10 protein-coding genes are annotated in these 11847 nt (G+C 62.8%); 4 read left to right on the top strand and 6 right to left on the bottom strand.

Annotation, left to right across the window (positions count from 1 at the left end; all coding sequences use genetic code 11):
- Window positions 1–14: 14 nt before the first annotated feature.
- Together LOZ77_RS13940 and LOZ77_RS13935 are read right to left on the bottom strand one after the other, a co-directional pair.
- Window positions 15–1064 (bottom strand): aldo/keto reductase, encoded by a 1050-nt coding sequence (locus tag LOZ77_RS13940; protein ID WP_230279598.1) that lies wholly within the window; start codon window positions 1062–1064, stop codon window positions 15–17.
- A 70-nt stretch (window positions 1065–1134) separates the two neighbouring features.
- Window positions 1135–2430, bottom strand: a complete 1296-nt coding sequence (locus tag LOZ77_RS13935) for a glutamate-5-semialdehyde dehydrogenase (RefSeq protein WP_230279597.1) — start codon at window positions 2428–2430, stop codon at window positions 1135–1137.
- Window positions 2431–2762: 332 nt separating this feature from the next.
- Here LOZ77_RS13935 and LOZ77_RS13930 point away from each other — a divergent pair, with 332 nt between their 5' ends.
- Together LOZ77_RS13930 and LOZ77_RS13925 are read left to right on the top strand one after the other, a co-directional pair.
- Complete coding sequence (locus LOZ77_RS13930; protein WP_230279596.1) at window positions 2763–3944, top strand: M23 family metallopeptidase; 1182 nt, start codon at window positions 2763–2765, stop codon at window positions 3942–3944.
- Window positions 3945–3948: 4 nt separating this feature from the next.
- Window positions 3949–4332, top strand: a complete 384-nt coding sequence (locus LOZ77_RS13925; protein WP_230279595.1) for a polymer-forming cytoskeletal protein — start codon at window positions 3949–3951, stop codon at window positions 4330–4332.
- A 48-nt stretch (window positions 4333–4380) separates the two neighbouring features.
- Here the strand turns inward: LOZ77_RS13925 and LOZ77_RS13920 are convergent, their stop codons facing one another.
- From LOZ77_RS13920 to LOZ77_RS13905, 4 genes are all read right to left on the bottom strand, one after another.
- Window positions 4381–6111: a long-chain fatty acid--CoA ligase gene (locus tag LOZ77_RS13920; RefSeq protein WP_230279594.1), complete on the bottom strand. Its 1731-nt coding sequence runs from the start codon at window positions 6109–6111 to the stop codon at window positions 4381–4383.
- Between the two features lie 182 nt (window positions 6112–6293).
- Window positions 6294–6971, bottom strand: a complete 678-nt coding sequence (locus LOZ77_RS13915) for a DUF1013 domain-containing protein (protein ID WP_230281882.1) — start codon at window positions 6969–6971, stop codon at window positions 6294–6296.
- 206 nt (window positions 6972–7177) lie between these two features.
- Window positions 7178–7801 carry a glutathione S-transferase family protein gene (locus LOZ77_RS13910; protein ID WP_230281881.1) on the bottom strand — a complete coding sequence of 208 codons (624 nt, stop codon included), beginning with the start codon at window positions 7799–7801 and terminating at the stop codon, window positions 7178–7180.
- Window positions 7802–7823: 22 nt separating this feature from the next.
- Window positions 7824–8798: an NAD(P)H-quinone oxidoreductase gene (locus LOZ77_RS13905; RefSeq protein WP_230281880.1), complete on the bottom strand. Its 975-nt coding sequence runs from the start codon at window positions 8796–8798 to the stop codon at window positions 7824–7826.
- A 209-nt stretch (window positions 8799–9007) separates the two neighbouring features.
- On the opposite strand from LOZ77_RS13905, the gene LOZ77_RS13900 reads away from it, so the two are divergent.
- Together LOZ77_RS13900 and clpA are read left to right on the top strand one after the other, a co-directional pair.
- The gene (locus LOZ77_RS13900; RefSeq protein ID WP_230279593.1) at window positions 9008–9229 is read left to right on the top strand and encodes a DUF1192 domain-containing protein; all 222 of its coding nucleotides are present in this window, start codon (window positions 9008–9010) and stop codon (window positions 9227–9229) included.
- A gap of 207 nt (window positions 9230–9436) precedes the next feature.
- Entirely contained in the window at window positions 9437–11830 is a 2394-nt protein-coding gene (gene clpA, locus LOZ77_RS13895) for an ATP-dependent Clp protease ATP-binding subunit ClpA (protein ID WP_230279592.1), read from the top strand.
- The last annotated feature ends 17 nt before the right edge of the window (window positions 11831–11847 follow it).

The raw sequence follows: 11847 nt of genomic DNA, 5'->3' as shown, positions 1-11847 counted from the left end.
CCCGACCGCCCGCGTCAGTCGTCTTTGCTGGGCGGCGCGCCCGCAAAGGCGCCGTTGCGATATTCGCCCTGCCGCGCGATCATCCAGCCCGGATATTGCGGCGCGGGGGCGCAGGACGCATCCAGCCGCGCCATGTCGTCTGCGCTCAGTTTCACGCCGCAGGCACCCAGATTATCTTCAAGCTGGTGCATCTTGCGCGCACCGATGATGACGCTGCTGACGACCGGTTTCGCCAGCAGCCATGCCAGCGCAATCTGCGGCACCGTCGCGCCATGGGCGGCGGCAATGTCGTCCATTACCTCGACCGCGTCATAGGCACGGTCCTTGTCCACCGGCGGAAAATCGAAAGTCGCGCGGCGGCCTTCGGCATCGGCACCGCGGCGATATTTGCCCGACAGGAAGCCGCCCGCCAGCGGCGACCAGACCATCAAACCCACACCTTCGCTTTCCAGCATCGGGACCACCTCGTGCTCCAGATCCCGGCCCGCCAGCGAATAATAGGCCTGTAGCGACACCAGCGGGGCAAGGCCCAGCTGCTCGGTCTTGCCCAAGGCGCGGGCGATCTGCCACGCGGCCCAGTTCGACAAACCGACATAGCGGGCGCGGCCCGATGTCACGATGGTGTCGAGCGCGCGCAGCGTTTCCTCCATCGGGGTCGACGGGTCCCATCCGTGAATCTGGTACAGATCGACATGATCCATCCCCAGCCGCGCAAGGCTGGCATCGATCTGGTTCAGCAAGTGAAAACGCGATGCACCGCGCGCATTGACGCCTTCGCCCATCGGCCCCAGCGCCTTGGTCGCAATCACCAGATCGTCGCGCGACAGGCCCAGATCGCGCACGGCGCGGCCAACGGCTTCTTCGGACTTTCCGGCGGAATAGACATTGGCGGTGTCGATGAAATTCACGCCCGCATCGACGGCCGCCCTGACCAGCGGGTTCACGTCCGACTGGCCCAATGCACCCATCTGGGCGAACATCCCCTCACCCTCACCGAATGTCATCGTGCCGAGGCAGAGTTCGGACACGAACAGGCCGGTGCGGCCAAGGCGGTTATAGCGCATGGGGGTTCTCCGGATGGAAAAAGGGCGGCCACCAGATGGGGCCGCCCGCTTGGTCGTTCAACTATGCCGGTTACGGGCGGGTCTGGCCCGTCCCGCGCACTTGCCATTTATATGTCGTCAGCCCTTCCAGTGCGACCGGGCCGCGCGCATGCAGCCTGCCGGTGGCAATGCCGATTTCCGCGCCCAGCCCGAATTCGCCGCCATCGGCGAACTGGCTTGAGGCATTGGCCATCACGATGGCGCTATCGACGCCGTTCAGGAAAGTCTCGATCGCGTCTGCATCGCTGGCGACGATCGCATCGGTATGGCCCGAGCTATGCGCCGCAATGTGATCCAGCGCCGCATCCATGCCATCGACGATGGCGACCGAGGCGATGGCTTCCAGATATTCGGTGTCCCAATCCTCGTCGCTGGCGGGCTTCACGCGCGGATCCAGCTTTTGCACCGCCGCATCGCCGCGAATTTCGCAATCCGCGTCGAGCAGCTTTTTCACCACGCTTGTGGCATGGGGATAGGCCTTGTCGATCAGCAGCGTCTCCATCGCGCCGCAAATGCCGGTGCGCCGCAGCTTGGCGTTCAGCGCGATATCCTCGGCCATGGCCTGATCGGCGCTGGCGTGGATGAAGGTGTGATTGATGCCGTCCAGATGGGCCAGCACGGGAACGCGCGCTTCGTCCTGTACTCGGGCGACCAGCGATTTGCCGCCGCGCGGGACGATCATGTCGATCAAGCCCGCAGCCTTGAGCATGGCGCCAACGGCAGCGCGGTCCTGCGTCGGGATCAGTTGAACCGCGCCTCCAGGGACGCCGCCCTTGGCAAGACCCTCGGCCAGTGCCTTGTTGATCGCGCGATTGGAATGCACGGCCTCGCTCCCGCCGCGCAGGATCGCGGCATTGCCGGCGCGCACGCACAGCGTGGCGGCATCGGCGGTAACATTGGGGCGGCTTTCATAGATGATGCCGATAACGCCCACCGGCACGCGAACGCGTGCGAATTGCAGGCCGTTGGGGCGTTCGGACCGGTCGATCACCTGTCCGACGGGATCGGGCAGGTCGGCCACGTTTTCGACCGCGGCGGCGATCCCTTCCAGACGATCCTCGTCCAGCTTCAACCGGTCGAGCATCGCGCCCGACAGGCCGCGCTCCTTACCGGCGGCAATGTCCTTTGCATTGGCCGACAGGATTTCGCCCGCATGGTCGCGCAAGGCAGCGGCAGCAGCGCGCAGGGCGGCGGCCTTGTCGGCATCGCTCATCCCTGCCAGCACCTTTTGCGCAGCGCGTGCCCTGGCGGCAAGGCGGGCGACCAGTTCGGCGCTGTCTTCAGCGGAAAGGGGGGCTTCGGTTTGCTTTTCGATCACTGTGTCCATGTCGCCCCATCTAGCAATTCCGACCCGATTTGTCAGGGTTTGGCGGGAAAAAACCCTGATCGGGCGATGGCGCACCGCGTTATGGTGAGAATCGGCTGACCCCAATGTCAGCAATCCGGTCATGAGCGCGCAAAAACCGTTTCAAACGGTAATGGTTCCGCCCGTTTAGACGCGATTACCAATATTTGTAGCATTTCGTCCCGTCGGTGAAACGTTTCGTCGCTAAGGGGGATAAGGCAACTTCAACTTAACCTTCGCGCTGCTAGCCAGAAGCCGACGGGAAAGTTTCGCACCCCCCTGCGAGGCTCGTTTGGGATTATACGGGGTCAACCTTGGCGCAAGCTGCCCAAAGCACGCTTATCGCCCGGATCAAGGGCTGGTTCCCTGACCGCGAGTTCATCATGCGCTCGCAAGGTCAGGTGCGGTTCGTCCGGATATCCTCCTCGCTGCAGATGAAGGCAGCGGGCGGGGCGGCGGCGCTGGCCGTTGTCTGGTCGGCCACCATGGGTGTCGCGCTGGTTTCCGAATGGAAGACCCGCCACGATGCCGCCCAGCTGAATGCCCGCGCAGCCAAGATCGCCACCGCCGAAAGCCGCGTCAGCGCCTATCGCGACGGGCTGGACGAGGTTGCCGACGACCTTTCGCGCCGTCAGGCCTTTATCGAGGATATGGTCGAGGATCATCTGGGCGAAATGCCGCAGGCGGGCGCCGTTCGGGGCGTGCAGGATTCGACCGACGAAACGCGCCGCACCGTCGAAAAAGTCAGCGCCGTGCTGCCCGAGGCCGCGGGCCTTGCGCGGCTAGAGGCGCGGCAACTTGCCTTTGTCGAAGGGCTGACCCGCCTTGCCGACAAGCGCGCCGACGATGCGGCGAAGGCAATCCGCACGCTGGGTCTGGACCCTGTTTCGGTGGCGCGGATGAACCGGAATAACGCTGCCATGGGCGGCCCGTTCGAGGAATTCAGGTCGGGCGACGACAATCTCGACCCGCGCTTTGAAAAGCTGGCCAATTCGCTGTCGCGCATGGCCGCGCTGGAACGCGGGCTGGAAGGGATACCCAATGTCCTTCCCGGTCGCCGCGACATGATCTCTTCCCCCTTCGGCTATCGCCGCGATCCGTTCACCGGACGCGCAGCGATGCATGCAGGCCTCGACTTTCGCGGTGCAACGGGCACGCCGATCCGCGCCGCCGCCAAGGGCCGCGTCAGCTTTGTCGGGCGCAAGGGCGGATACGGCAATGTGGTGGAAATCCGCCACGGCAATGGCGTGCTGACCCGCTATGCCCATATGTCGAAATTCGACGCACGCGTGGGCGACAAGGTCGACGCGGGCGAAACCATTGGCCGGATCGGCAGCACGGGCCGTTCGACCGGCCCGCATCTGCACTTCGAAGTGCGTATCAATAATCGCGCGGTCGATCCGCGCCCCATGCTGGAAAAAGGCGCCAGCATTCTTGGAGCAAGACGTGTTCTCGAAACAGGAAAAACCGGCCAGCACACCACGGCCGAGCACTAATACGATGGCATCATCCAGCTTTTCCGTCCTTGGCTCCGACATCAAGGTTACCGGCAACATCCACGCCAGCGAAGATCTGCACATCGACGGCAGCGTCGATGGCGACATCCATTGCGGATCGCTGGTGCAGGGCGAATCAAGCGTCGTGAACGGCGCGATCGAGGCCGAGAGCGCGCGTCTTGCCGGAACGGTCGACGGTTCGATCACCGCCAAGACGCTGGTGATCCTGAAATCCGCCAAGATCACCGGCGATGTGCATTACGACACGCTTACCATCGAACAGGGAGCAAGTGTCGAGGGAAAGTTCGCCCGGCGCGCGCATGGCTCGGCGCCCGCTAAGACCGGCGTCGACGCCGACCAGGAGCCGAAACTCTCGCTTGCGAACTAGGGCAGACTGAACGACCGGCGGCTACGGCTGCCGGTTTTCGCCTGCCTGCTATTCGGACGCTTCTGCAATTTCGGCTCGCAGTGCTTTGCGGTCCAGCTTTCCGATCATCGTCTTGGGCAGATCGTCACGGATTTCGACCGCGGCCAGCCGTTCGTGCTTGCCGACATGGCTGTTTACCCATGTGCGAAGCGTGTCGGCATCGTCGCTGCAATCGGGTTCCAGCGTGACGAACGCTTTGGGCACTTCGCCCAGATAATCGTCAGGAATGCCCAGCACCAGCGCCTCGCGAATGCCCGGACGGGTCAACAGCACTTCCTCGATCTGGCTGGGAAACACTTTGAACCCGCCCACCGCGATCATGTCCTTGATGCGGTCGACGATGGTGAGAAATCCGTCGCCATCGATGGTGGCTACGTCGCCAGTGCGCAGCCAGCCGTCCTGAAACACCGAATTCCCCTCGGGCCGGTTCCAGTATCCCTGCATGATTTGCGGGCCCTTGATGGCCAGCTCTCCCGGCTCGCCCGCGGGGGCAAGGCGGGTAGGGTCTTCCTTGTCCAGCAGGCGGATGCTGGTGCCCGGCAGGACCTGCCCGATCGTGCCGGGGCGTTCCTTGTCCACGCCGTCGAACGGATTGGTCGATACCACGCCCGAACTTTCGGTCAGCCCGTATCCTTCCACCACATGCGCGCCGGTCACGCCTTCAAACTTGTGTTTCAACGGCAGCGGCAGGGGTGCGCCACCCGAGATACATACGCGCAGCGACGTGAAATCGGTCGTCCCGACCTGCGGGCAATCCAGCAGCGCCTGATACATCGTCGGCACACCGGGCATCGATGTCGCCTGCGTGCGATTCAACGCCTTTAACGTCTGTTTCGCGTCGAAACGCGGCAGCATCACGATCATCCCGCCGTCCAGCACCGTGCGGTTCAGCACCACCGTATTGGCAAAAACATGGAACAGCGGCAGCACGCCGATCATGATGTCGCGTTCACCCCGATGCGCATCGATCCGCAGGGTCTGGCGCGCATTGGCGGTCAGGTTCTGGTGCGACAGCATCGCGCCCTTGGGCCTGCCGGTGGTGCCGCCGGTATATTGCAGCAAGGCGATGTCGCGTTCGGGATCGATGGTGACAGGCACGGGATCGCCGGCACCCGCGATAAAGCGTTCAATGGGGATGATCGCGGGACTGGAGGGCAGGGGAGTGATGTCCTTGCGCTTGAACAGCCGCATGGCCAGCCCCATCCACCACGGCAGCATCGCAGGCAGATCGCCCACCACCAGCTGGTCGACCGCGGAACAATCCAGCACGTCGATCGCCGTCGGCAACAGCGCGCTGGAATTGACGGTGAACAGCATGGTCACACCCGAATCGGCGACCTGCGCAGCCAGTTCCTCAACCGTGTAAAGCGGCGAGAAATTCACGGCCGTCGCGCCCGCGATCATGATGCCGTAATAGGCCGTTATATAGAGCGGGACATTGGGCAGGAACAATCCGACACGGTCGCCCTTGCCGATGCCCGTTTTCTGCAACGCCGCCGCAATCGCCCGCGCCTGATGCATCGCATCGCGATAGGACAGACGCCGGCCATAGAAATCGGCGACGTCCTTTTCGCCCGCCAAATCCACGCCGCGTGCGAACATGTCGGGTACCGATAGCGGCTCGAACTGCGAATCCCATGCGCCGGGGTGGCGGTAATGGCCATCAAGGTCCAGCCGTTCGCCATCCGAAACGGGCCATTCGGATGGCGGCAAATTCTCCCGTATATTATGTGCGTTCATGGGCGATATTCTGCCCTTTTCCGCCATTTACGACAAGATAGCAGCCTCGCGCCTGCGGCATCGCCTTCGCAAACGCAGCGCCCGTCGCGACGCACAGCAAAAAGGCCCGACGCGCATTTGCGCATCGGGCCCTTGTGAATTCCGGTGTGAATTCCGGTGTGATTTCCGGCAGGGAAGGGGGCTTATTCCTCGGGCACACCCTCTGCACGGCGTGCGGCAAGCCATGCTTCGGCCTCGGCCTCCTGCGCAGCCTCCACCGCGGCGCGGGCGGCGTCTTCGCGTTCCTTCTTCAGCTCGTCGATCAGCGCCTGACGGTCATCGACCAGGCGCGTATCGGTGACGGGCTGCGTCCCTTCGGGCAGGTTCTTGGCCGCCTTGGCCACCGCTGCGTCCAGCTCGCGCTGGGTGCACAGGCCAAGGGTCACCGGATCCTTGGGATTGATGTTCTGGATGTTCCAGTGCGACCGTTCGCGAATCGCGCCGATCGTGTTGCGCGTGGTGCCGATCAGCTTGCCGATTTGCGCGTCCGAGATTTCGGGGTGGTTGCGCAGCAGCCATGCGATGCCGTCGGGCTTGTCCTGACGCTTGGACACCGGCGTATAGCGCGGGCCCTTGGTACGCTGGATCTGAACCGGCGCCTTGTGAATTTTAAGAGCATAGGAAGGGTCGTTCTGCCCCTTCTCGATTTCCTCGTGCGTCAGCTCGCCCGCGCGGACGGGATCGCGGCCCGTGTATTTCGCGCCTGCCAGATCGTCTGCCATGGCCTGAACCTCCAACATGTGGAGGCCGCAGAATTCGGCAATCTGTTCGAAGGTAAGGCCGGTATTGTCAACCAGCCAGCTGGCGGTCGCGTGCGGCATCAGCGGAGTGGCCTGTTTCGTGCTCACAAAGTGAACCTTTCGCATGGGCCCCTTGGCGCGGGCCGGACCTTCTTTTTCAAGGGGAAACCGGCAAGGCGCGGGGCGGAAAAACGATAAGGGCCGCCCCTTACCGGAGCGGCCGCTTGCCCTTCCCGTTTAGGCGATCCGGCCCATACAGGCAAGGGGTTCCAACGGGATGCGGTGATTCATCCCTGCATTGGCGTGAATCGGGGCAGGGCGCGCATCCGTTCGATCCATGCGCGGATCGCGCCAAAGTCGTTCAGCGATAAGCCGCCTTCATGCGCGACATGGGTATAGGCGAACAACGCAATATCGGCGAGCGTCGGATTTCCGCCCGCAACGAACCAGTCGCGCGTCGAAAGATGCCGGTCCATCAAGGCGAGCGCCGCCTGCCCCCCTTCGCGCTTTGTTTCCATCATGGCGCGCTGCTGCGGTGACAGGTTCCCTTCGCCCAGAACATGCAGCCAGAACCGCATCGTCGCGATATTGGGTTCGTGCTGAAATTGTTCGAAAAACATCCAGCGCAGCATATCGGCGCGGGCAAAGCGGTCATCCGGAACCAGCTGCGACCCGTCTGCCAAATAGAAACAGGCCGCATTGCTTTCGGGCAGAAACCGGTCCCCCGCCTGCAACACCGGAATGCGCCCGTTGGCGTCGACTTGCGTCAGGAAAGCCTCCGTCCGCGTGTCGCCATTGGTGATGTCATAGGGCCGGCGTTCCAGTCCGATGCCCAGCAACGCCGCCGTCAGCACGATCTTGTAGCAATTGCCGCTGACAGGGTCCTCGTGCAGGATCAGGGGGTCGGGCAGTCCGGTCAATTGCGGACGCCTATCATACCGTCAGCACGATCTTGCCGATATGATCCTGATCCATGCGGGCATGGGCATCGGCAGCGCGTTCCAGCGGAAAGGTCGAATCCATCGCGGGGCGCAATTGCCCGCTCTCGACGAAAGGCCATACCTCACGGCGGATCTCTTCGGTCAGCCCCGCCTTGAACCGGTCGGAACGGGGGCGCAGCGTCGAACCGGTCAACGTCAGCCGCTTGGTCAGCACCTTGTGCATCGGAATCTCGGCCTTCACCCCGCCCTGCACGGCGATCGTCACATGGCGCGCATCATCGGCCATGCAGGCGATATTGCGCGCAACATAATCGCCCGAAATCATGTCGAGCACGACATCGACGCCGCGCCCGCCGGTGATGCGCTTCACTTCCTCGACAAAGTCCTGCGACTTGTAATCGACGGCGTGATGCGCGCCCATGGCCAGCGCCGCATCGCATTTGGCCGCACGGCCGCAGGTGACGATGATCTTCAATCCGAACAGGATTGCCAGCTTGATCGCCATGGTGCCGATCCCGCTGGTGCCGCCATGAACCAGCAGCCATTCGCCCTCGTCCGCAAGGCCGCGTTCGAATACATTGCTCCAAACGGTGAACAGGGTTTCGGGCAGCGCGGCGGCCTGTTCCATCGGCAAGTCATCGGGCACGGGCAGGCAATGATCGGCCCTGGCCACGCAAAATTGCGCATATCCGCCGCCCGCCACCAATGCACACTGGCGCGTGCCCAGCAAGGACGGATCGACATTGTCGCCAACCGCGACCACTTCGCCCGCCACTTCAAGCCCCGGCGTGTCAGGCGCGCCGGGCGGCGGCGGATAGAGCCCTGCGCGCTGCATCACATCGGGCCGGTTCACGCCCGCTGCGTGGACGCGCAGCAAAACCTCGTCCGCAGCGGGGACCGGCACAGGCATGTCCTGCGGGACGAGTACTTCGGGTCCCCCTTTGCCGGTGATGGCAATGGCGGTCATCGATTCGGCGATCTGGCGATTGCTGCTGGCGATTTCGTTCACATCTACCCCTGATGCATGCATGCACTCACGCTGGCCGTGGATGCCCCCCGCACCTTTGGCCCGCACGATTTTCCATGGCGCGAATTGTGGATTTCGGGCCATCGGGATGCGGTTAACCGCAAGGTGCATTGACAGCAAGGTAAACAAAGGCATGATCGGATTTTGCAATGTTCGACGATGATCGCCCCCGGCCTTCCGGCCAAAACGGCGAGCTTGCGGCCAAACTCGCAAGCGAGAACCTCGACCCGCTTTCGCAGGACGAGCTCAAGGAACGCATCAATCTGCTGGAGCTTGAGATCATCCGGACCCGATCCCATATGGATCGTGCGGACAAGCACCGCCTTGCTGCCGAAGCGCTTTTCGGTTCGCCGGAAAAGCCGCCAGCATGATCGCCCGCGCCGCCTCTCTACGAAGCCCGGCGGCGCCAACCGTTGCAACACGGCCTGCAAGCCTCAACTCCGCCGCGCCATTGCGCGAAGGATCTTGGCCCTCCCGCCGACAGACCCGCGAAGGTAAATTAACGCTTTCGCCTTACGTTCATGGGCATAGTCCCATGATCGCGACTCCGGTTCCCTTTGGATAGGAAATAGCGCCCAATGCCATCTTTCGCCCAGAGCCTTGAGAAAACGCTGCACACCGCGCTCGCCAATGCGGCGGAGCGCGCCCATGAATATGCGACTCTGGAACATCTTCTCCTTGCCTTGATCGAGGATGAAGATGCCGCGCAGGTGATGGAAGCCTGCGGCGTCGACCTTGCCGAGCTGACCGGCGTGGTGAAGCAATATCTGGATCAGGAATACCAGTCGCTGAAAACGACGGAAAAGGCCGATCCCTCGCCCACTGCCGGTTTCCAGCGGGTGATCCAGCGCGCGATCCTGCATGTGCAGTCATCGGGCAAGGACACGGTGACGGGCGCGAACGTGCTGGTCGCGCTGTTCTCCGAACGCGATTCCTATGCCGTCTATTTCCTGCAGCAACAGGATATGAGCCGTCTGGATGCGGTATCGTTCATCAGCCACGGCATCGGCAAGACCGGCAAGCAGGTCGAACAGCGCCAGCCCAAGGGCAGCGACGAAGACCCGAAGGCCGAGGAAAAGACCGAGAGCGGATCGAAAGGCAAAAAGGATTCGGCGCTCGACCAGTTTACGGTGAACCTCAATTCCAAGGCGCTGGCCGGTAAGGTCGATCCGCTGATCGGACGCGGGCCCGAAGTGGATCGCACGATCCAGATCCTGTGCCGCCGTTCCAAGAACAACCCGCTTTACGTGGGCGATCCCGGCGTAGGCAAGACCGCCATTGCCGAAGGTCTGGCACGCAAGATCGTCGAAGGCGACGTGCCCGAAGTGCTGGCCGAAGCGGTGATCTACTCGCTCGACATGGGCGCGCTGCTGGCGGGCACCCGTTATCGCGGCGATTTCGAGGAGCGGCTGAAGCAGGTCGTTTCCGAGCTTGAGAAAATGCCCGAGGCGATCCTGTTTATCGACGAGATTCACACCGTTATCGGCGCGGGCGCGACCAGCGGCGGAGCGATGGATGCCTCGAACCTGCTGAAACCCGCATTGTCGTCAGGGGCGATCCGCTGCGTCGGGTCGACCACCTATAAGGAGTTCCGCAACCATTTCGAAAAGGACCGCGCCTTGCTGCGCCGGTTCCAGAAGATCGATGTGAACGAACCCACGGTCGAGGATACGATCAAGATTCTGAAGGGTCTTCGCTCTGCGTTCGAGGATCACCACAAGGTGAAATACACCCCCGACGCGATCAAGACCGCCGTAGAACTGTCGGCCCGTTACATCAACGACCGCAAGCTGCCCGACAAGGCGATCGACGTGATCGACGAGGTGGGCGCGATGCAGATGCTGGTCCCGCCCAGCCGCCGCAAGAAGACGATCACCGCGCGCGAGATCGAGAAGGTGATCTCTACCATGGCGCGGATTCCGGCGAAGTCGGTGTCCAAGGACGACAAAAAGGCGCTGGAAAACCTGGAACGCGACCTGAAACAGGTGGTGTTCGGGCAGGACAAGGCGATCGAGGTGCTGTCCACCGCGATGAAACTGTCGCGTGCGGGTCTGCGCGATGCCGACAAACCGATCGGTTCGTTCCTGTTCAGTGGCCCCACCGGCGTCGGCAAGACCGAGGTGGCGCGCCAGCTGGCCAGCATCATGGGCATTCCGCTGCAGCGTTTCGACATGTCGGAATATATGGAGCGGCACTCGGTCTCGCGCCTGATCGGGGCGCCTCCGGGCTATGTCGGTTTCGATCAGGGCGGTCTGCTGACCGATGCCATCGACCAGCAACCGCATTGTGTGCTGCTGCTGGACGAGATCGAGAAGGCGCACCCCGACCTGTTCAATATCCTGCTGCAGGTGATGGATAACGGTCGCCTGACCGATCACCACGGCAAGACGGTCGATTTCCGCAATGTCGTCCTCATCATGACGACCAATGCGGGCGCGGCAGATATGGCGCGCAGCGGCATCGGTTTCGGCGACGTGTCCAAGGCGGACGCGGGCGACGAGGCAGTGAAGAAGATGTTCAGCCCCGAATTCCGCAACCGCCTCGATGCGATCGTGCCGTTTGCCTATCTGGGCAAGGAAATCGTCAGCCGCGTGGTCGACAAGTTCATCCTTCAGCTGGAACTGCAGCTGGCCGACCAGAATGTCCATATCCAGTTCGACGGCGATGCCCGCAGCTGGCTGGCCGATCGCGGCTATGACCGCCTCTATGGCGCACGCCCCATGGGCCGCGTGATACAGGAGAAGGTGAAACAGCCGCTGGCCGAGGAATTGCTGTTCGGCAAGCTGGCCGGCGGGGGCGAGGTGCATGTCAGCACCAGAGAGGACGAGGACGGCAAGCCCGAGCTTGCTTTCGAGCTGACCCCTGCTCCGCCCAAGATCGTCAAGCGCCGAAAGAAGAAGCTGGCTGCGAAAAAGCCGGTCGGCAAGACCGAAGGGTCGAAAGAATCGGACGAGGATGCCGGCAAAAGCTGACTTTCAGGGCCGGTTTC

Origin of the sequence: Croceicoccus sp. Ery15 (assembly GCF_020985305.1) — a bacterium.
Taxonomy (GTDB): domain Bacteria; phylum Pseudomonadota; class Alphaproteobacteria; order Sphingomonadales; family Sphingomonadaceae; genus Croceicoccus.
The sequence above is the reverse complement of the archived record's forward strand: the minus strand, read 5'-3'. Positions and strand labels throughout refer to the sequence as shown.

What these genes read in the sequence shown, in the direction of transcription:
- LOZ77_RS13940 (WP_230279598.1), bottom strand. Translation starts at nt 1,064, where the DNA reads ATGCGCTATAACCGCCTTGGCCGCACCGGCCTGTTCGTGTCCGAACTC.
- LOZ77_RS13935 (WP_230279597.1), bottom strand. Translation starts at nt 2,430, where the DNA reads ATGGACACAGTGATCGAAAAGCAAACCGAAGCCCCCCTTTCCGCTGAA.
- LOZ77_RS13925 (WP_230279595.1), top strand. Translation starts at nt 3,949, where the DNA reads ATGGCATCATCCAGCTTTTCCGTCCTTGGCTCCGACATCAAGGTTACC.
- LOZ77_RS13920 (WP_230279594.1), bottom strand. Translation starts at nt 6,111, where the DNA reads ATGAACGCACATAATATACGGGAGAATTTGCCGCCATCCGAATGGCCC.
- LOZ77_RS13915 (WP_230281882.1), bottom strand. Translation starts at nt 6,971, where the DNA reads ATGCCGCACGCGACCGCCAGCTGGCTGGTTGACAATACCGGCCTTACC.
- LOZ77_RS13905 (WP_230281880.1), bottom strand. Translation starts at nt 8,798, where the DNA reads ATGACCGCCATTGCCATCACCGGCAAAGGGGGACCCGAAGTACTCGTC.
- LOZ77_RS13900 (WP_230279593.1), top strand. Translation starts at nt 9,008, where the DNA reads ATGTTCGACGATGATCGCCCCCGGCCTTCCGGCCAAAACGGCGAGCTT.
- clpA (WP_230279592.1), top strand. Translation starts at nt 9,437, where the DNA reads ATGCCATCTTTCGCCCAGAGCCTTGAGAAAACGCTGCACACCGCGCTC.